Raw genomic sequence first — 19,316 nt, 5'->3', positions numbered from 1 at the left:
TCTCATTCCGGGCGCAGCGCACGCACGGCGGCCACGTCGAGTTCGGGCACGCGCGCGGCGTCGGGGATGCCCAGGCGGGTCCACAGCGCGATGGCGTCGTCGCCCGCTTCGTCCGCGGTCGGCAGCATGCGCAGGCGCGCAGCAAGCAGCGCGTGTTCTTGTTCGAGCGCGTCGAGCGTCACCGGCCTCGACGCGCCGATCGCGTCGAGCGCGGCCTGCCTGAACGCAGCCACGTCGTCTTCCACCAGCACGTCGCAATCGCCGATGAGCCAGCGATGCTTGCCGCCGGTGGTGCGCCACACCAGTGCACGGTCGCGCGAGTCGAATTCCTCCACGCCGTGCGAGGCCTCGATCACCTCGGGGCCGGACATGGCGAGCCGCCCCACGTCGCTCATCACGATGTGGTCGGTGCAGCGCGCGACGATGCCCATCCCGCCGAAGCAGCCGTTGGCGCCGCCGATCAGCGTGATGACCGGCACGCCGGCCGCGCGCACGTCGAGCACGGCGCGCATCACCTCCGACACCGCGATCAGCCCGGCGTTGGCCTCGTGCAGCCGAACGCCGCCCGATTCGGCCAGCAGCAGCACCGCCGCCGGCCGGTCGCGCAGCGCGCGGCGCAGCAGGCCGACCAGCTTGGCGCCATGCACTTCGCCGACACCGCCGCCCATGAAGGCGCCTTCCTGCGCGGCGACGAACACCTCCACGCCGCCGAGCTTCGCGCGGCCGATGGCCACGCCGTCGTCGAAGGAAGAAGGCACGCCGAGCTGCGCGAGATGCGGGCTGGTGAGCCGTTCGGACGGCGGCAGCCATTCATGGAAGCTCCCCGCATCGAGCACCTGCGCGAGCCGTTCGCGCGCCGAGCATTCGGCGTAGCTGATCATGGCTGTCCTCCTTGTGCCGCTTTCGGCAGTTCGGCCACGGCCTGGTCGAGCCGCAGGCTGACGACGGCGGGTGTCGCACCCATGTCGTTAATGGAGATGCTTACGCCGGCCAGCGGATGCCGTTCGTGGAAGTCGCCGAGCACGGCTTCCCAGATCGGGCCGAAGCCGCGCGCCGAGGTCTCGACGCGCACGCTGCAGCCGTCGCCGCCGGCTGCTTCGAGCAGCACCTCCAGGTTGCCCGAGCCGACGACGCCGACCAGCACCGGCGCGAAGGTGCCGGCCGGCCGGATGCCGGCGAAGGAGAAATCGAGGGCTTCGAGCCCTGCGGGAATGGTCATGGTCGTTCTCCGATCACCAGTTTCTGAATCGCTTGGGGGGCTGATAGAGACCGCCCGATGCGCGCACCAGATCGCGCATGCTCCGCGCCGCCAGCAGGTTGCGCGTGGCCTCGCGCGGATCGATGCCGAGGTCTTCCGGGCGGCGGATCACGCCGCGGTCGCGCAGGTTTTCGACAGCGCGGCGATCGCGGCCGAGCCCGATGGCGGTGTAGCCGGCCACGCCGCGGATCGCCTGCTCGCGCTCCGCATCGGTGCGGCACAGCAGCAGGTTGGCAATGCCTTCCTCGGTGAGGATGTGCGTGACGTCGTCGCCGTAGATCATGATCGGCGGCAGTTCCATGCCGGCCTGCTCCTGCAGGGTCCAGGCATCGAGCCTGTCGACGAAGGCAGGCTGCATGTGCTCGCGGAAGGTCTCGACCATCTGCACCACGAGCTTCTGTCCGCGCGGCGTGCCGGCCGCGCCGCTACGACCGTTGCGCGCCTCGCGGCCCGCCTTGAGCCACGCCGGGCTCGCATGGCGCCGCCCGCGCGCATCGGCGCCCATGTTGGGCGCGCCGCCGAAGCCGGCGATGCGGCCCAGCGTCGCGGTCGAGCTGTTGCCGTCCAGGTCGATCTGCAGCGTCGAGCCGATGAACAGGTCGCACGCATAGTGGCCTGCCGCCTGGCACAGCGCGCGGTTGCTGCGCAGGCTGCCGTCGGGCCCCGTGAAGAACACGTCGGAGCGCGCGCGGATGTAGTCCTCCATGCCCAGCTCCGAGCCGAAGGAATGCACTGATTCCACCCAGCCCGCCTCGATGGCGGGGATCAGCGCCGGATGCGGGTTCAGCGCCCAGTGCTTGCAGATCTTTCCCTTGAGGCCGAGCGACTCCGCATAGGTCGGCAGCAGCAGCTCGATGGCGGCGGTGTCGAAGCCGATGCCGTGGTTCAGGCGCTGCACGCCGTACTCGGCGTAGATGCCCTTGATCGCCATCATCGCCATCAGCACCTGGATCTCGCTGATCTGCGCCGGGTCACGCGTGAACAGCGGTTCGATGAAGTTGGGACGCGGCGCCTTGACGACGAAGGAGACCCAGTCGGCCGGAATGTCCACGCGCGGCAGTGTGGTGGTCTTGCCGTCGACCAGCTCGTTCACCTGCGCGATCAGGATGCCGCCCGAGAAGGCCGTGGCCTCCGCGATGACCGGCGTGTCCTCGGTGTTGGGGCCGGTGTAGAGGTTGCCTTCGGCATCGGCCGCATGCGCGGTCACCAGCGCCACCTTCGGCGTGAGGTCGACGAAGTAGCGCGCGAAGAGTTCGAGGTAGGTGTGGATGGCGCCGATCTCGATGCGCCCGCCCGACACCAGCTTGGCCAGCCGTGCGCCCTGCGGGCCCGAGAAGCTGAAGTCCAGCCGCGCGGCGACGCCGTTCTCGAACACATCGAGGTGCTCGGGCAGCGCGAGCACCGACTGCACCATGTGCAGGCCGTGCACCTTCGCCGGATCGACCTGCACCAGCGCGCGCGCCAGGAAATCGGCCTGCTTCTGGTTGTTGCCTTCGAGGCAGACCCGGTCGCCCGGCTCCAGCACGGCTTCGAGCAGCTTGCCGATCGCTTCGGTGGCGACGTGCTTGCCCGCCAGGTCGGTGCCGAGCGCGTTGGCCGCTCGCGCAAGTCGCGCCGCGCGGTTCTCGGCCTTGGTGTTCCAGTTCATTCGGTCCATGGAGATTCCTCAACCCACCAATGCCTTGGTGGCAAAAAACAGCACCGACGGACCCATCAGGCAGCCGAGGCCGGTGTGAAAGGTCGCGACCAGTGCGCCGTAGGGCACCAGCTTGCGGTCGGTGGCGGCGAGACCGGCGGACACGCCGCTCACGGTGCCGGCGAGCCCGCCGAACACCATCGCCGAGCGCGGCGTCTTCAGTGCCAGAAAGCGCGCGGCGATCGGCGTGCCCACCATCACGAGGATGGCCTTGACCAGCCCCGTCGCGATGCTCAGCGCCATCACGTCCGGCGTCGCGCCGATGGCCGCGCCCGTGACGGGGCCGACGATGTAGGTGACGGCGCCCGCGCCGATGGTGGTCATGCTCACCGCGTCCGAATAGCCGAAGCTCCAGGCGATGCCCGCGCCGACGATGAAGGGCAGCACGGTGCCGAGCACCAGCGACACCACGCCGATCAGCCCGGCCTTGCGCGCCTCGGTGGCCTGCACCTCGAACGCGGTGGCGACGATCGCGAAGTCGCGCAGCATCGCGCCGCCCATCAATCCGATGCCGCCGAACAGCGACATGTCGGCCAGCCCCTTGTGGCCGCCGGTCTGCGTGCCGCCCCAGTAGGCGAGCGCCAGGCCGATCACGATCGCGATGGCGGAGCCATGCACGCGGCCGAAGGTCAGCCGGCGCGAGATCTGGCCCGACAGCAGGATGATCAGGCCGACCACCGCGAAGGCGGTCACGAGGCCATTGTGGATGGCGGCTTTTTCGAGGATTTCGATCATGTTGGTTACTCCGCTTCAGTCAGCAGGGGGTTGTCGTGCAGCGTCGGTGCGCTTTCGGTTTCGACGTGGGGCCGTTCGGACCGATTGATCGCTGCGATCACGCAGGCACACACCGCGACGGCGGCGATGGCCGAGAGCACCGCGACCGGGCCGCCGCGCAGCGCCGAGACCATGTCCTGTTGCGCCGCCATGGCGACCACGACGGGGATGTACATCGCGCCCCAGTACTCGACGCCGAGCTCGGTCAGCTTCGGCAGGAAGTCGCGCTTCTGCATGTAGAGCCGCGCGAAGATCAGCAGCAGCATGGCGATGCCGACGCCGCCGACGTTGGTCTTCACGCCCAGCGCCTGCCCCAGCAGATCCCCGAGGAAGATGCCCAGCAGATGGCATACGGCCAGCAGGGCGGTTCCGAAAATGATCATGTGCGTCTCCTTTGTGATGCGCCGCGCGGAAAGCGCGGCGTTCTGGAGACGTACGGTATCGGCGGCCCCCCGCGCGATCAATTAACGGGGGGCGGCGATGCTTACGGTGCGTGAAACGGTCGCGGGTTAACCCTCGGGCGACACCTTAGGCGAGATCGGCCTTCGAGCTTCGGCACAGCGCCAGCAGCGCGAGCAGGTTGGGATCGCGCTCGCGGGTGCGCAGGAAGTTCACCGCGATGGTCTGGCGCACCAGGTACTTCGGCTGCAGCGGCACCAGCCGCACGTTGTGCGGCAGCGCCCCGCGCACACGACCCGGCAGCAGCGTGTAGCCGACACCGCCGCTCACGAGGTTCATCAGCGAGAAGATGTCGCCCGTGCGCATCACGACGTCCGGCGCGAAGTCCGCGATGCGGAACGATTCCATGAAGCCGCTGTAGGTCACGAAGCCTTCCGACAGGCTCACGAAGCGCTCGTGCCTGCACGCGCCGAGGTCGACTTCGGCCATCTCCGCGTAGCGCGAGCCAGTGGGCGCGGCGAAGAAGATGTCGTCCTCGAAGAGCGGCTCCGATTCGACATCCTGCGCCTCGTCGGGGACGGCCATCAGCACCGCGTCGACCGCGCCGTCGCGCAGCTTCTGCAGCAGGTCGGCGTTGGAGCCCAGCACCAGTTCGGTGTGCAGATCGGGCTTGCGCAGCTTCATGCCCATGATCACCTTCGGTACCGTCCGGCTGGTCAGCGAAAAGAGCGATCCGATGCGGATGCGGTCGGCCGAGTAGCCCGCCACCTCGCGCGTGGCGCGGATGCCTTCGGACATCGTGTGCACCACCTCGCGCGCCACGTCGGCCAGTGTCCTGGCGGCATCCGTGGGCAGCAGGTTGCGGCCTTCGAGCCGGAACAGCGCACAGCGCGCGCCGGTCTCCAGCGAGTGCAGCGCGCGATGGACGCTGACCGTGCTGATGTCGAGCTTCTCGGCCGTGCGCGCGAGATTGCCGGTCTCCATGAAGGCCAGCAGGATCTCCAGCTTGCGGAACGTGATTTCTTCGTCGACGAGGAATGTCATGAGCTGGCGGGATGTCGGATTTGAGCCGGATTGTGGGCCGCTTGCGGCGCCGGCGGATGTGTGTCGGTGTGTAAGCGATTCGCCCGGCCATCGTGTTGGGCGGCCGCAAGCGAAGGTGCGTCCGAATTCCTAGAATGTCTGCCCCATTCCGCAAGGCATTCATGACACAGGGTTCCATCCGCATTCGCGGCGCACGTCAGCACAACCTCCAGAACCTCGATCTCGACATCCGCACCGGCGAGATGACGGTGGTCACCGGCCCGAGCGGCTCGGGCAAGTCGAGCCTGGTGTTCGACACCCTCTACGCCGAAGGCCAGCGGCGCTACGTCGAGACCTTCTCGGCCTACGCGCGGCAGTTCCTCGACCGCATGGACAAGCCGGCGGTCGACAAGGTGGAAGGCGTGCCGCCCGCGATCGCGATCGACCAGACGAACCCGGTGCGCTCGTCGCGTTCGACCGTCGGCACGATGACGGAACTCAACGACCACCTGAAGCTGCTGTTTGCGCGTGCGGCGCAGTTGTTCGATCGCGAGACCGCGCTGCCGGTGCGTCACGACTCGCCGGATTCGATCTATGCCGAGATGGTGTCGCGCGCAGCGGCGGCGGGCGATCCGCGCGTGGTCCTGACCTTTCCGGTCGAATTGCCGGCGAGCACCTCCGCGGAGGAGGTCACGCAATGGCTTTCCGCGAGCGGCTTCACACGCATCCAGGCCGAGCGCGAAGTGGCCACGCCCACCGGCCCGCGCAAGGTGCTCGATGTGGTGGCCGACCGCTTCCGCATGTCGAATGCGGAGCGCGCGCGCGCCATCGAGGCGATCGAGGTGGCGCTCAAGCGTGGCAGCGGCCGGCTCACGGTCTACGCGTTGCCTGCGGAAGAAAGTGCCGCGCCCGAAATCTGGAAGTTCTCCACCGGCCTGCATTGCCCCGAAAGCGACATTCGCTATTCGGACCCGATTCCGTCGATGTTCTCCTTCAACTCGGCGGTGGGGGCCTGCGAGACGTGCCGGGGTTTCGGCCGCGTGATCGGGGTCGATCTCGGCCTCGTGATCCCGAACGACAAGCTCACGCTGCGCGCCGGCGCGATCAAGACGATCCAGACGCCCGCATGGAAAGAAGCGCAGGACGACCTGATGCGCCACGCGGAAGCCGCCGGCATTCCGCGCGACACGCCCTGGAACAAGCTCACCGACGAGCAGAAGCAGTGGGTCATCGAAGGCACGCCCAACTACAAGGAAGGCAACTGGAGCAAGCAGTGGTACGGCATCCGCCGCTTCTTCGGCTACCTGGAGAGCAAGGCGTACAAGATGCACATCCGCGTGCTCTTGTCCAAGTACCGCAGCTACACGCCATGCCCGACCTGCGCGGGTGCGCGGCTCAAGCTCGAAAGCCTGCTGTGGCGCATCGGCGGCAAGGAAGATGCCGACGCGGTGCTCGAACCGGTCAAGCGCTTCATGCCCAAGGGCGCGAAGTGGTCGCGCGCGCAGCTCGAATCCCTGCCGGGCCTGTGCCTGCACGACCTGATGCTGCTGCCGATCGAGCGCCTGCGCCGCTTCTTCGATGGCATGGAAAGCCACGGCAACCACAGCAATGCGAGCGAAGGCGAGGTACAGGCGCTCAAGCTGCTGTTCGAGGAAATCACGACGCGGCTGCGCTACCTGCACGACGTGGGCATCGGCTATCTGACGCTCGACCGCCAGAGCCGCACGCTGAGCGGCGGCGAGGTGCAGCGCATCAACCTCACGACCGCGCTCGGCACCTCGCTGGTCAACACGCTCTTCGTGCTCGACGAGCCCAGCATCGGGCTGCATCCGCGCGACATGAACCGCATCACCGAAGCGATGCTGCGCTTGCGCGACGCCGGCAACACGCTGGTGGTGGTGGAGCACGATCCGGCCGTGATGCTCGCGGCCGACCGCGTGATCGACATGGGCCCCGGCCCCGGCGTGCGCGGCGGGCGCGTGGTGTTCGACGGCACGACCAACGCGCTGCGCGACGCCGACACGCTCACCGGCCAGTACCTCGGCGGCCGCAAGCAGATCGGCATGGGTTTCCGCCGCATGGTGAGCGAGAACACGCCGCGCCTCATCCTCGAAGGCGCGCGCGAGCACAACCTGAAGGACGTGACAGTGGAGATCCCGCTGTCGCGCCTCGTGTGCATCACGGGCGTGAGCGGATCGGGCAAGTCGACGCTGGTGCAGGACGTGCTCGCGCCCGCGTTGATGCGGCACTTCGGCCGCGCGACCGAATCGCCGGGCGCGCATGACCGTCTGCTGGGCGCCGATCATCTGAGCGACGTGGTGTTCGTCGACCAGTCGCCGATCGGCAAGACCGCGCGGTCCAATCCTGCGAGCTATGTGGGCGCCTGGGATGCGATCCGCGAGATCTTCGCGACCGCGGCGCTCTCGCGGCAGCGCGGCTACACCTCGTCGAAGTTCAGCTTCAACAGCGGCGACGGGCGCTGCCCGACCTGCGGCGGCTCGGGCTTCGAGCATGTGGAGATGCAGTTCCTCTCCGATGTGTACCTGCGCTGCCCGGATTGCGATGGCAAGCGCTACCGGCCGGAGATCCTCGAAGTCACGATCGAGCGCAAGGGACGCGCGATGAACGTCGCCGATGTGCTCGAACTCACCGTGGCCGAGGCGGCCGCCGCGTTCGATAGTGATCGCGAAGTGCTGCGCATGCTGCAGCCGATCGTCGACGTCGGCCTCGACTACGTGAAGCTCGGCCAGCCGGTGCCGACACTCAGCGGCGGCGAGGCGCAGCGGCTCAAGCTCGCGGGCTTCCTCGCGGAGGCCGCGAAGAGCGGCAGCGCGAGCAAGCAGCCGCTGGCGCGCAAGGGCACGCTGTTTCTTTTCGACGAGCCGACCACCGGCCTGCACTTCGACGACATCGCGCGCCTGATGCGAGCGCTGCGCAAGCTGCTCGACGCGGGGCATTCGCTGGTGGTGATCGAGCACAACCTGGACGTGATCCGCGCGAGCGACTGGATCATCGATCTCGGCCCCGAAGGCGGCGAGGGCGGTGGGCAGATCGTGGCGGTTGGTACGCCCGAGCAGGTGCGCGAGAACCGCGCCTCGCTCACCGGCGAGGCGCTGGCCGACTACGAACTCGCGATCGGCCCGGGTGCCTTCAAGGTGGCCGAGCGCGCGGCGCGCGACTACGCGGCGCATGCGCAGCCGGCGCCGGGCCGCGATGCGATCCAGATCGTGAATGCGCGCGAGCACAACCTCAAGCACCTGTCGGTCGACATTCCACGCGGCAAGTTCAGCGTGGTGACCGGCGTGAGCGGATCGGGCAAGTCGACGCTGGCCTTCGACATCCTGTTCAACGAAGGGCAGCGACGGTATCTCGAATCGCTCAACGCCTATGCGCGCAGCATCGTGCAGCCGGCGGGCCGGCCCGAAGTCGACGCGGTGTACGGCATTCCGCCGACCGTGGCGATCGAGCAGCGTCTGTCGCGCGGCGGTCGCAAGAGCACGGTGGGCACGACGACCGAGGTGTGGCATTTCCTGCGGCTGCTGTACGTCAAGCTCGGCGTGCAGCACTGCATCCACGACGGCGCGGCGGTTCAGCCGCAGACACCGGACAGCATCGCGGCGCAGTTGCTGAAGAACTTCAAGGGCCAGCACATCGGCCTGCTCGCGCCGCTGGTGACCAACCGCAAGGGCGTCTACACCGAGCTGGCCGACTGGGCGCGGCCGCGCGGCTACACGCATCTGCGGGTGGATGGCGAGTTCCTGCCGACCACGGGCTTCCCGCGCATCGACCGCTTCAAGGAGCACAACATCGAGCTGCCGGTGGCGAGCCTCGATGTGCTGCCGTCGCAGGAGACCGAACTCCGGCAGGCGCTCACGCGTGCGCTGGAGCACGGCAAAGGCGTGGTGCATGTGCTGAGCGAGCTGACCGGCCTGCGTGGCGCGATGATGGCCGGCGCGCCGACCCGTGGCATCGGGCGTGCGCATGTGTTTTCGACGCTGCGCGCCTGCCCGGTGTGCAGCACCAGCTATGCGGAGCTCGATCCGCGCCTGTTCTCGTACAACAGCAAGCACGGCTGGTGCCCCGATTGCGTGGGCACGGGCGTCAAGCTCACCAAGGAGCAGCGCAAGGTCTACGACGACTCGGTGATGGCCGACGACCAGAAGGGGCGCGAGCAGACCTTCGCAGAGCCGGAAGCCGAGGACGTGGGTGACGTGGTGTGCCCGACCTGCGAGGGCACACGGCTCAATGCGACGGCGCGTGCGGTGCTCTTCGGCGCTTCGGATGCATCGGGCAACGGCGGCATCGGCATCACGCAACTGGCGCGCATGAGCGTGAGCGACATCCGCGTGTGGTTCGAGGGCCTGCAGCTCGTGGGGCGCGAGGCAGAGATCGCGCGCGACCTGGTGCCGGAGATCAAGAGCCGACTCGAATTCCTCGAAGAGGTGGGCCTGGGCTACCTGACGCTCGATCGCGGCGCACCGACGTTGAGCGGCGGCGAGGCGCAGCGCATCCGTCTCGCGGCGCAGCTCGGCAGCAACCTGCAGGGCGTCTGCTACGTGCTCGACGAGCCGACGATCGGCCTGCATGCGCGCGACAACCAGATCCTGCTCGACGCGCTGCACAAGCTGGGCGACAAGGGCAACACGCTGGTGGTGGTGGAGCACGACGAGGACACGATCCGCCGCGCCGACCACATCATCGACATCGGCCCGAGCGCGGGCAAGCGCGGCGGGCGGCTGGTCGCGGAGGGCACGGTGGCCGACATCCAGGCCGCCGGCGAGTCACAGACGGGCCGCTACCTGCGCGATGCAATCAAGCATCCGTTGCAGGCGCGGCGTCCGGTGCCTGCGCCCGCGCCCGGTGCGCCGGACTGGCTGATGGTGCGCGGCGCGGATATGCACAACCTCCAGGATGTGACGGTGTCGCTGCCGCTCAAGCGCCTGGTCGCGGTGACGGGCGTGAGCGGCTCGGGCAAGTCGACGCTGGCGCGCGATGTCTTGCTGGCCAATGTGCATGCCGTGGTGGTGCAACGCATGACGAAGGCGGGGCGCGATGCGGATGCGGCGGGCAAGCGTCCGGCATGGGCCGGGTGCAGCGCGGTCGAAGGCTACGAGACGATCGACCGCGTGCTCGAAGTCGACCAGACGCCGATCGGCAAGACGCCGCGCAGTTGCCCGGCCACCTACATCGGTTTCTGGGACACGATCCGAAAGCTGTTCGCGGACACGCTGGAGGCGAAGGCGCGCGGCTATGGTCCGGCCCGCTTCAGCTTCAACACCGGCGAGGGGCGCTGCCCCGGTTGCGATGGCGCGGGTGTACGAACCATCGAGATGAGCTTCCTGCCCGACGTGAAGGTGCCTTGCGAGGTGTGCCATGGCGCGCGCTTCAACCCCGAGACGCTGGCGGTGAGCTGGCGCGGCAAGAGCATCGGCGACGTGCTGCAGATGGAGGTGGACGAGGCGGTGGAGTTCTTCGCCTCGATGCCGAACATCAGTCATCCGCTGCAGTTGCTGAAGGACGTGGGGCTGGGGTATCTGACGCTGGGGCAGCCTTCACCGACCTTGTCGGGCGGCGAGGCGCAGCGCATCAAGCTCGTGACGGAGCTGAGCAAGGTGCGTGACGATGTCACGCGTCGCGGCAACAAGACGCCGCACACGCTGTACGTGCTCGACGAGCCGACGGTGGGGTTGCACATGGCGGATGTCGAGAAGCTCATCCATGTGCTGCATCGGCTGGTGAACGGCGGGCACAGCGTGGTGGTGATCGAGCACGATCTCGATGTGATTGCCGAGGCGGATTGGCTGGTCGATCTTGGGCCCGAAGGTGGTAGCGCCGGAGGACGCATCGTGGCGGCTGCGCCGCCGGAAGAAGTCGTGGCGCTTCGGACGCACACGGGGGTGGCGCTGGCGCCCGTGCTGGCCCGGGCGGCGCGTTCGGCCCATGTGGTCGTGCCGCTGCCTGTTCAGGACGCCGCTTCCGAAGGGCTGCGGCGGGAGGCTTAGCGCGATGCTCACCGTCTTCAATCACCTCCACACCGTGCATCACGGCAAGGTGGAGATGTTCCGCGGCCAGCTCGTGCCGTGCTTCGAGGTCCCGGCCCGCGCGGACTACGTCCTGCGCGAATTGCAGGAGCGCAACCTCGGACCGATCGAGTCGCCCGCCGAATTCGACGAATCCGTATTCGCGCGTGTTCATTCACAGCGCTATCTCGACTTCCTTGCCAACGCATGGGACCAGTGGGTTGCGCTGGACCCGGCCAACGCGGAGCGCGATGCACTGCCTTCGTACTGGCCGATCCGCACCTTCCGCTCCGACGTGCTGCCCGCGAGCTTCGCGGCGCGCATGGGCCTGTTCTCGTACGACGCCGGCACGCCGCTGACGTCTGGCACATGGCGCGCGGCGCGCGCGGGCGCCTGCTGCGCGTTGACTGCCGTCTCGCGTGTGCTGCAGGGCAGGCGCGCCGCCTTTGCGCTCACGCGGCCGCCGGGGCATCACGCAGGGGCGGACTTCTTCGGCGGCTACTGCTTTCTCAACAACGCGGCGATTGCCGCACAGGCGCTGCGCGATGCGGGCGTGGAACGCGTGGCGGTGCTCGACATCGACTACCACCACGGCAACGGGACGCAGGCCATCTTCTACGACCGCGCCGATGTGCAGTTCACCAGCATCCACGGCGATCCGCACACCGAATACCCGTACTACCTCGGCTATGCCGACGAGCGCGGCGCGGGCGGGGGGCTGGGCTTCAATCGCAACCTTCCGTTGCCGCGAGGCACGGGTTTCGAGCGCTGGCGCGAGGCGCTGAAGGAAGCGTTGCGCGGCATCGCCGAATTCAAGGCGGGCGCGGTCGTCGTTTCGCTCGGCCTCGACACCTTCGAAGGCGACCCGATCGCGGGCTTCACGCTCGCCACGCCCGACTACCTGCGCATCGGCGAGGACCTCGCGCGGACGGGGCTGCCGACCGTCTTCGTCTTCGAAGGCGGCTATGCGGTGGCCGAGGTCGGCGCCAATGCGGTCAACGTGCTCGACGGATTCATGCAGCAGGCAGGCTGACCGGGGGCTTACCCGGTTGCCCGGCGAATATCCCGGCGGCCAAATGCGGGCCTTACCTTGGGAGCAACAACATGATTCGTCGACACCTCCTGTGCGCGGCCCTGCTCGGCGTCGCAGCAACCACCGGCGCCTACGCGCAGAGTTTTCCGAGCCGGCCGATCAAGCTCGTCATCGCGTTCCCGGCCGGCGGGCCCACCGACATCACGATGCGGCAGCTGGCCGACAACGCATCGAAGATCATCGGCCAGCCGATCGTGATCGACAACAAGCCCGGTGCCGGTGGCACGCTGCCCGCGCAGGCGCTGCAGACCGCTGCGCCTGATGGCTACACCATCGCGCAGATCCCGCTCGGCGTGTTCCGGCTGCCCTACACCACCAGGATCACGTGGGATCCGGTCAAGGACATCAACTACGTCATCAACCTCACGGGCTACGCGTTCGGCATTGCGGTGCCGGCGGACAGCCCATTCAAGAACTGGAACGACTTCGTCGCCTACGCGAAGGCCAATCCGGGCACGCTCACCTACGGCTCGACCGGCACACTGACGAGCCCGCACCTGACTACCGAGCTGATCGCGCAGCAGCTCGGCATCCAGTTGCAGCATGTGCCGTACAAGGGCAGCGCCGATCTCGCGCAGGCGGTGCTCGGGGGGCACCTGATGGCGATCGCGGATTCGACCGGCTTCGCGCCGCTGGTCGAATCGGGCAAGCTCAGGGTGCTCAACACCTGGGGCGACAAGCGGCTCGCCAAGTTCCCCGATGCGCCGACGCTCAAGGAACTCGGGATCGACGTGGTGCAGAACTCGCCGTTCGGCATTGGTGCGCCAAAGGGCACGCCGCCGGAGATCGTGAAGAAGCTGCACGACGCATTCAAGCAGGCGATGGAGGAACAAAGCTACGTCGCCGCGCTCGGCCGTTACGACATGCTGCCGATCTACATGAGTTCGGCCGACTACACGAGGTTCGCGCAGACGACATTCACGCGCGAGAAGGTGCTGATCGAGAAGCTGGGCTTGGCGAAGCCGCAGTGATCGTGGACCGAAGCCCATGAAAAAGCCCCGCATCGCGGGGCTTTTCACTGTGCGCGTGCGTGCTATTTCGCCCGCGCCGCAATGGCTTGTTCGGCCTTGGTCACGAGGTCGTTGCCCACCGTGGACTTCCACTTGTTGTAGACCGGGCGGGTGGCCTTGACGAAGGCCTCGCGCTCGGCCGGCGTCAGGTCGGTCACGGTCACGCCCATGGCGGCGATGTCCTTGAGCACCGGCTTGCCAGCCTCGACGAGCCCCTTGCGGGCGAGCGCGATGTTCTGCTTGCCGGCATCGATCGCGGCCTGGCGCACGATGGCCTGGTCGGCCGGCGTCCACGAGGACCAGACTTCCTTGTTGACCACGAACACGAGCGGGTCGCAGACGTAGCCCCAGGTGGTGACGAACTTCTGGCCGACGGTGTGCATCTTGAGCACGGTGAAGAGGAAGAGAGGGTTCTCCTGGCCGTCGACCGCGCCGCTGGCGAGTGCGGGCTGTGCATCGGCCCAGCTCATCTGGGTCGGGTTGGCGCCGAGGGCGCTGAAGGTGTCGGAGAAGATCGGCGAGCCGACGACGCGGATCTTCATGCCCTTCAGGTCTTCAGGCGACTTGATGGGCTTCTTGGAGTTGGTGATCTCGCGGAAGCCGTTTTCACCCCACGCGAGCGGTACGACGCCGGCCTTCTCGAGCGTTGCGAACATTTCCTTGCCGACGGCGCCTTGCGTGAGGGTGTCGACGGCGGCGTAGTCGGGCATCAGGAAGGGCATCGAGAACAGGTTCAGCTGCTTGACCTGCGGCGACCAGTTGATGGTGGAGCCGACGGCCATGTCGATGACGCCCTGGCGCAGTGCGCTGAATTCGCGGGTCTGGTCGCCCTGGATCAGCGAGACGCCGGGGTAGAGCTTGATGTTGATGCGACCCTGGGTGCGCTCCTTGACGAGGTCGGCCCAGATGCGGCCTGCCTCACCCCATGGGGTCGGGGGGCCGAGCACGAGCGACATCTTGTATTCGGCCTTGTAGTTCTGGGCGGTGGCGCTGACCGAGAAACCGCCCAGGGCGGCGGCGACGGCCAGGAGGCCGACGAGGGAGCGACGGAATTTCATGGGTTGGGTCTCCTTGGGGTTGATTGCTGTAGTTCTGTGGTCGTTGGATGGGCCGCCTGGTTGGCGGTTCGGCGCTGCGGGCTTCACTACGCCGGCCCTTCGGGCTCCCCTGCAGTGCTCGCTTCAGGCGGGGTCCGCGCAAACTCGCTTCGCTCAAACATGCGCGGCCCTTTTTCCGCCTGAAGCTGCGCGCTTCGGCGGCGTAGAGGCGCCCGCAGCGCCGCACCGCCAACTAGGCTCAGGGGGTGATCAACCATTCAATACCCCAATGTCCTTGGTAACCAAAGCGCCAGCTCCGGCCAGATGATCACGGCGACCATCACGAGGAACATCGCGAACAGCATCCAGCCGACCCAGCGCACGGTCTCTTCCATGCGGACGTTGGCGATGCGGCACGACACCATCAGGTTCACGGCCAGCGGCGGGGTGAACTGGCCGAGCGCGACCTTGAGCGTGAGGATCACGCCGAACCACACCGGGTCCCACTTGTAGTGCTGCACGATCGGCCACAAGAGCGGCACGAAGATCAGGAAGATCGACACGCCATCGAGGAACATGCCGACGGTGATGAGCAGCAGGATCAGCAGCGACAGCACGCCGTATTCGCCCAGGCCCGAGTTGACGATCGCGCGCGTGACCGGATCGATCACGCCCAGCGTCGACAGCGAATACGCGAAGATGCCCGCGAGCGACACCACCAGCAGGATCACCGCCGACAGCTCGCCCGATTCGCGCAGGATCGCGAAGAGGTCGCGAAGCTGGATCGTGCGGTGGATCGCCATGCCGACGAAGAGGCCGTAGAACACCGCGACCACGGCCGCCTCGGTCGGCGTGAAGAGGCCGGCGCGCATGCCGCCGAGGATCAGCACCGGCGCGGCGAGCCCCCAGGTCGCTTCGCGGAAGCTCTTCCAGAACGGCGGACGCGGCAGGCTCGATTCGAGCGCGCCCATCTTGTGCTTGCGCGCGAGCCACACGGCCGGAACGATCAGCGCGACGCCCGCCAGGATGCCCGGAATCATGCCGGCCGCGAACAGCGCCGGCACCGATGCGCCCGGCACCAGCACCGAATACACGATGAAGGCGACCGAAGGCGGGATCAGGATGTCCGTTGCCGCCGCAGCGCCGACCACGCTGGCGGAATAGGCATCGGGATAGCCCGCGCGAGACATCGCCGCGATCATCACCGCGCCGACCGCCGCCGCATTGGCCGGGCCCGAACCCGAGATGCCGCCGAGGAACATCGCGACCACGATCGCCACCAGCGGCAGCATGCCGGGCCCGCGTCCGACGATCGCGATCGCGAAATTGACCAGCCGCAACGCCACGCCGGAGCGATCGAAGATCGAGCCCACGAGCACGAACATCGGGATCGCGAGCAATGGGTACTTGCCAAGGCCGGCATAGAAGTTCTGCGGCACCGCGAGCAGGCCGAACCATTGCGTATCGCCATTCGCCAAAGCGATGCAAGCCGCGCCCGCGAGGCCCAGGGCCGCGCCGATCGGCACGCCGACCAGCATCATCACGATGAAGGCGGCGAAGAGGAGCGTCGGGATCATGGGGTGGCACTTCCGTCGTTCGCGTTGATCGTCTTGCGGCCGCGGCGGATGAACAGTCCCACGGCACGCAAGGCGATCGCCAGCGAGACGATCGGCAGCCAGATCGAATACCACCACTGCGGCACGCCGATGCCCGGGGAGGTTTCTTCGAAGCGGTAGTCGTCCCACACCACGCGCACGCTCAGCGCCGCGATCAGGAAGAACAGCAGCGCCACCATCGCCGCGCCGAACTGCGCGAGGCGTTTGCGGCGCACCATCGAGCCGCCCTCTGCGAAGTACTCGATGCGGATGTGGCGGTCGCGCGCCACGGCGGCCGAGCCGGCCACGAGCGCGAGCAGGATCATGAGGAACACCGAGAACTCCTCGGTCCACGCGAAGGAGGAGTCGGTGAAGTAGCGCACCAGGACGTTGGCGAATGTGATGCACGCCAGGAGGCCCATGATGACCACCGTCGCCCAGTCCTCGATGGCGAGCGGGACGCGCGTCTTTTCGTCGGCGGCTTCGATTTCAGGGGGGAGGGGGCTGGCGGCGTCCAGCACGGGGCCGGACTCGTTGGGGATGGTCATCGGGCTGGTGAGGGATACGCCGTGTCGCCGGGCGGTCGCCGGACGCGATCCGTACACCTCGACAGGGAAACAGTGATCGATCGTAACGATCGATGACCTCTCATCCATCGGGGGATTTCCCCAGCCGGCCCCCGATGGCCGGCGCCCGCGAACCCGGTCAGTCGAAGTAGGCGCGCGCCCGGTCCAGGTGCTCCCGGCACTCCCGCACCATGCGCTCGAGCAGCTCTGCGCAGGTCGGCACGTCGTCGATCAGACCGATGCACTGGCCCGCCGAGACGACGCCGCCGTTGACCTCGCCGGACGCCAGCGCCGCGCGGCCGCGCACACCGGCGACCAAGGGGCGGATGTCCTCGAACTGGCAGCCGCCGGGGCGGTTCTCGGTCGCGACCACTTCCTCGGAGATCGCGTTCCGGAACACGCGCGCGGTGTTCTTCATGGTGCGGAACATCAGCTTGGTGTCGCGCTCGGAGGCCGCGACCAGCGCCTGCTTGATGTTGTAGTGGATCGGCGCCTCCTGCGTCACGCAGAAGCGGGTGCCCATGTTGACGCCTTCGGCGCCCAGCGACAGCGCCGCCGCCATGCCGCGCCCGTCGGCGATGCCGCCCGAGGCGATGATGGGGATGCTCAGCGCCCGTGCCGCGATCGGCAGCAGTACGAGGCCGGGCACATCGTCCTCACCCGGGTGGCCCGCGCATTCGAAGCCGTCGACCGAGACCGCATCGACCCCGTTGCGCTCCGCCGACAGCGCATGTCGCACCGAGGTGCACTTGTGGACGATCTTGATGCCGTGCGCCTTGAATTGCGCGATGAAGTCCCGCGGGCTGTTGCCGGCCGTCTCGACGATCTTCACGCCGCTGTCGATGATGGCCTGCACGTATTCGGCATACGGCGGCGGCTTCATCGCGGGCAGGATCGTGAGGTTCACGCCGAACGGCTTGTCGGTCATCGTGCGCGTGCGCTCGATCTCGCGGCGCAGGTCGTCGGGCGTCTGCAGCGTCAGGGCCGTCAGGATGCCGAGGCCGCCGGCGTTGGAGACCGCCGAGGCCAGCTCCGCCAGTCCCACCCATTGCATGCCGCCCTGGATGATCGGGTAGCGGATGCCGAGCAGTTCGGTGACGCGGGTCTTCATGGTGCTTCCTTTCGCGGCGCGGTCAGAGTGCCTTCACGAGCTCGGGCACGGCCGTGAACAGATCGGCCACGAGGCCGTAGTCGGCCACCGAGAAGATCGGGGCTTCTTCGTCCTTGTTGATCGCGACGATCACCTTGGAGTCCTTCATGCCCGCCAGGTGCTGGATCGCGCCGGAGATGCCGGCGGCGATGTACAGCTGCGGCGCCACGATCTTGCCCGTCTGGCCCACTTGCCAGTCGTTCGGGGCATAGCCTGCGTCGACGGCGGCGCGGCTGGCGCCGAGCGCTGCACCGAGCTTGTCGGCCAGAGGTGCCATCACTTCGGTGAACTTCTCGGCGCTGCCGAGAGCCCGGCCTCCGGAGACGATGATCTTGGCGGCCGTCAGTTCGGGACGCTCGCTCTTGGTGACTTCGCGACCCACGAAGCTCGATTTGCCACTGTCGGCGACACCTTCGGCGCTATCGACCGCGGCGCTGCCGCCGGTGGCGGCTGCGGCGTCGAAGCCGGTCGTGCGCACCGTGATGACCTTGATCGCATCACTGCTCTGCACGGTCGCAATGGCGTTGCCGGCATAGATCGGACGCTCGAAGGTGTCGGCGCTGTCTACCTTGGTGATGTCGCTGATCTGGGCCACATCCAGCTTGGCGGCCACGCGCGGAGCCACGTTCTTGCCGTTGGCGGTAGCGGGGAACAGGATGTGGCTGTAATTCTTCGCGATCGCGAGGACCTGCGCGGCCACGTTCTCGGCGAGGTTCTCGGCCAACGAGGGGCTGTCCGCGACGATCACCTTGGCAACGCCTGCAACCTGCGCTGCCGCCTTGCCGGCTTCCGCAGCATTGGCACCAGCCACGAGGACATGCACATCGCCACCGCAGGCGATCCCGGCGGTCACGGTATTGAGGGTCGCCGGCTTGAGCGTGGCGTGGTCGTGTTCGGCAATAACAAGTACGGTCATGACAGTCTTCCTCAGATCACCTTGGCTTCGTTCTTCAGCTTGTCCACCAGCGTGGCGACATCGGGCACCTTGATGCCGGCGCCGCGCTTGGGAGGCTCTGCGACCTTCAGCGTCTTCAGGCGCGGCTTCACGTCCACGCCGAGGTCCTCGGGCTTGACGGTATCGAGCTGCTTCTTCTTGGCCTTCATGATGTTGGGCAGCGTCACGTAGCGCGGCTCGTTCAGGCGCAGGTCGCTGGTGATGACGGCGGGCAGCGAGAGAGACAGGGTCTCCAGGCCGCCATCGACTTCGCGGGTGACGCTCACCTTGTCGCCGGCAACTTCGACCTTCGAGGCGAAGGTGGCTTGCGGCAGGTCGGCCAGCGCCGCCAGCATCTGGCCGGTCTGGTTGTTGTCGTCGTCGATCGCCTGCTTGCCGAGGATGACGAGCGAGGGTTGTTCCTTGTCGACCAGCGCCTTGAGCAGCTTGGCAACGGCCAGCGGCTGCAACTCCTCGGACGATTCAACGAGGATGCCGCGATCGGCGCCAATCGCCATGGCGGTGCGCAGCGTCTCCTGGCACTTCGCATCACCGCAGGACACGGCGATGATTTCGGTCGCCACGCCCTTTTCCTTCAGGCGCACCGCCTCTTCGACGGCAATCTCGTCGAAGGGGTTCATGCTCATCTTGACGTTGGCAATGTCCACACCGGTGCCGTCGCTCTTCACGCGCACCTTCACGTTGTAGTCGACGACCCGCTTGACGGGGACAAGAATCTTCACGGCATCACTCCTTCAATT

General features: G+C 67.5%; 15 protein-coding genes. 3 read left to right on the top strand and 12 right to left on the bottom strand.

Annotated elements, in window-relative coordinates:
- Positions 1-2: 2 nt before the first annotated feature.
- The 6 genes from BLW05_RS17100 to BLW05_RS17075 all read right to left on the bottom strand — a co-directional run bounded on the left by BLW05_RS17100 (position 3) and on the right by BLW05_RS17075 (position 5,171).
- Positions 3-881 carry a biotin-independent malonate decarboxylase subunit beta gene (locus tag BLW05_RS17100; RefSeq protein WP_093164414.1) on the bottom strand — a complete coding sequence of 293 codons (879 nt, stop codon included), beginning with the start codon at positions 879-881 and terminating at the stop codon, positions 3-5.
- Positions 878-1,219 (bottom strand): malonate decarboxylase acyl carrier protein, encoded by a 342-nt coding sequence (mdcC, locus tag BLW05_RS17095; protein WP_093164412.1) that lies wholly within the window; start codon positions 1,217-1,219, stop codon positions 878-880. The genes BLW05_RS17100 and mdcC overlap by 4 nt, the downstream gene beginning before the upstream one ends.
- 13 nt (positions 1,220-1,232) lie before the next feature.
- Positions 1,233-2,915 (bottom strand): malonate decarboxylase subunit alpha, encoded by a 1,683-nt coding sequence (mdcA, locus tag BLW05_RS17090; protein WP_093164410.1) that lies wholly within the window; start codon positions 2,913-2,915, stop codon positions 1,233-1,235.
- A gap of 9 nt (positions 2,916-2,924) precedes the next feature.
- Positions 2,925-3,689 carry a malonate transporter subunit MadM gene (gene madM, locus BLW05_RS17085; protein ID WP_093164409.1) on the bottom strand — a complete coding sequence of 255 codons (765 nt, stop codon included), beginning with the start codon at positions 3,687-3,689 and terminating at the stop codon, positions 2,925-2,927.
- 5 nt (positions 3,690-3,694) lie between these two features.
- Complete coding sequence (madL, locus tag BLW05_RS17080; protein ID WP_093164407.1) at positions 3,695-4,111, bottom strand: malonate transporter subunit MadL; 417 nt, start codon at positions 4,109-4,111, stop codon at positions 3,695-3,697.
- 145 nt (positions 4,112-4,256) lie between these two features.
- Positions 4,257-5,171 carry a LysR family transcriptional regulator gene (locus tag BLW05_RS17075; RefSeq protein ID WP_093164405.1) on the bottom strand — a complete coding sequence of 305 codons (915 nt, stop codon included), beginning with the start codon at positions 5,169-5,171 and terminating at the stop codon, positions 4,257-4,259.
- A gap of 161 nt (positions 5,172-5,332) precedes the next feature.
- On the opposite strand from BLW05_RS17075, the gene uvrA reads away from it, so the two are divergent.
- The 3 genes from uvrA (at position 5,333) to BLW05_RS17060 (ending at position 13,234) form a co-directional block, all read left to right on the top strand.
- A complete protein-coding gene (gene uvrA / locus BLW05_RS17070; protein WP_256330353.1) occupies positions 5,333-11,152 on the top strand; it encodes an excinuclease ABC subunit UvrA in 5,820 nt (1,939 codons plus the stop codon).
- Positions 11,153-11,156: 4 nt separating this feature from the next.
- Positions 11,157-12,203: a histone deacetylase family protein gene (locus tag BLW05_RS17065; protein WP_093164403.1), complete on the top strand. Its 1,047-nt coding sequence runs from the start codon at positions 11,157-11,159 to the stop codon at positions 12,201-12,203.
- A 71-nt stretch (positions 12,204-12,274) separates the two neighbouring features.
- Entirely contained in the window at positions 12,275-13,234 is a 960-nt protein-coding gene (locus BLW05_RS17060; protein ID WP_093164401.1) for a Bug family tripartite tricarboxylate transporter substrate binding protein, read from the top strand.
- A 62-nt stretch (positions 13,235-13,296) separates the two neighbouring features.
- On the opposite strand, the gene BLW05_RS17055 is transcribed toward BLW05_RS17060, so the two are convergent.
- The 6 genes from BLW05_RS17055 to BLW05_RS17030 all read right to left on the bottom strand — a co-directional run bounded on the left by BLW05_RS17055 (position 13,297) and on the right by BLW05_RS17030 (position 19,298).
- A complete protein-coding gene (locus BLW05_RS17055; RefSeq protein WP_093164399.1) occupies positions 13,297-14,331 on the bottom strand; it encodes a DctP family TRAP transporter solute-binding subunit in 1,035 nt (344 codons plus the stop codon).
- Between the two features lie 257 nt (positions 14,332-14,588).
- A complete protein-coding gene (locus BLW05_RS17050; RefSeq protein WP_093164397.1) occupies positions 14,589-15,887 on the bottom strand; it encodes a TRAP transporter large permease in 1,299 nt (432 codons plus the stop codon).
- On the bottom strand, positions 15,884-16,453 hold the full coding sequence (locus tag BLW05_RS17045) for a TRAP transporter small permease (protein ID WP_093164395.1): 570 nt from the start codon (positions 16,451-16,453) through the stop codon (positions 15,884-15,886). Before BLW05_RS17045 ends, BLW05_RS17050 begins: the two co-directional genes overlap by 4 nt.
- Positions 16,454-16,610: 157 nt before the next feature.
- Positions 16,611-17,582 (bottom strand): NAD(P)H-dependent flavin oxidoreductase, encoded by a 972-nt coding sequence (locus BLW05_RS17040; protein WP_093164393.1) that lies wholly within the window; start codon positions 17,580-17,582, stop codon positions 16,611-16,613.
- Positions 17,583-17,604: 22 nt separating this feature from the next.
- Positions 17,605-18,537 carry an electron transfer flavoprotein subunit alpha/FixB family protein gene (locus BLW05_RS17035; RefSeq protein ID WP_093164391.1) on the bottom strand — a complete coding sequence of 311 codons (933 nt, stop codon included), beginning with the start codon at positions 18,535-18,537 and terminating at the stop codon, positions 17,605-17,607.
- Positions 18,538-18,548: 11 nt separating this feature from the next.
- A complete protein-coding gene (locus BLW05_RS17030; protein ID WP_093164389.1) occupies positions 18,549-19,298 on the bottom strand; it encodes an electron transfer flavoprotein subunit beta/FixA family protein in 750 nt (249 codons plus the stop codon).
- Positions 19,299-19,316: the final 18 nt, after the last annotated feature.

The organism is Variovorax sp. YR216, assembly GCF_900107745.1.
GTDB lineage: Bacteria > Pseudomonadota > Gammaproteobacteria > Burkholderiales > Burkholderiaceae_C > Variovorax.
Note: the sequence above shows the minus strand (reverse complement) of the source record. Positions and strands in the feature narration are given on the sequence as shown.

Bases quoted from the DNA above. Each gene is read 5' to 3' on its own strand.
- BLW05_RS17100 (WP_093164414.1), bottom strand. From the start codon at position 881: ATGATCAGCTACGCCGAATGCTCGGCGCGCGAACGGCTCGCGCAGGTG.
- mdcC (WP_093164412.1), bottom strand. From the start codon at position 1,219: ATGACCATTCCCGCAGGGCTCGAAGCCCTCGATTTCTCCTTCGCCGGC.
- mdcA (WP_093164410.1), bottom strand. From the start codon at position 2,915: ATGGACCGAATGAACTGGAACACCAAGGCCGAGAACCGCGCGGCGCGA.
- madM (WP_093164409.1), bottom strand. From the start codon at position 3,689: ATGATCGAAATCCTCGAAAAAGCCGCCATCCACAATGGCCTCGTGACC.
- madL (WP_093164407.1), bottom strand. From the start codon at position 4,111: ATGATCATTTTCGGAACCGCCCTGCTGGCCGTATGCCATCTGCTGGGC.
- BLW05_RS17075 (WP_093164405.1), bottom strand. From the start codon at position 5,171: ATGACATTCCTCGTCGACGAAGAAATCACGTTCCGCAAGCTGGAGATC.
- uvrA (WP_256330353.1), top strand. From the start codon at position 5,333: ATGACACAGGGTTCCATCCGCATTCGCGGCGCACGTCAGCACAACCTC.
- BLW05_RS17065 (WP_093164403.1), top strand. From the start codon at position 11,157: ATGCTCACCGTCTTCAATCACCTCCACACCGTGCATCACGGCAAGGTG.
- BLW05_RS17060 (WP_093164401.1), top strand. From the start codon at position 12,275: ATGATTCGTCGACACCTCCTGTGCGCGGCCCTGCTCGGCGTCGCAGCA.
- BLW05_RS17055 (WP_093164399.1), bottom strand. From the start codon at position 14,331: ATGAAATTCCGTCGCTCCCTCGTCGGCCTCCTGGCCGTCGCCGCCGCC.
- BLW05_RS17050 (WP_093164397.1), bottom strand. From the start codon at position 15,887: ATGATCCCGACGCTCCTCTTCGCCGCCTTCATCGTGATGATGCTGGTC.
- BLW05_RS17045 (WP_093164395.1), bottom strand. From the start codon at position 16,453: ATGACCATCCCCAACGAGTCCGGCCCCGTGCTGGACGCCGCCAGCCCC.
- BLW05_RS17040 (WP_093164393.1), bottom strand. From the start codon at position 17,582: ATGAAGACCCGCGTCACCGAACTGCTCGGCATCCGCTACCCGATCATC.
- BLW05_RS17035 (WP_093164391.1), bottom strand. From the start codon at position 18,537: ATGACCGTACTTGTTATTGCCGAACACGACCACGCCACGCTCAAGCCG.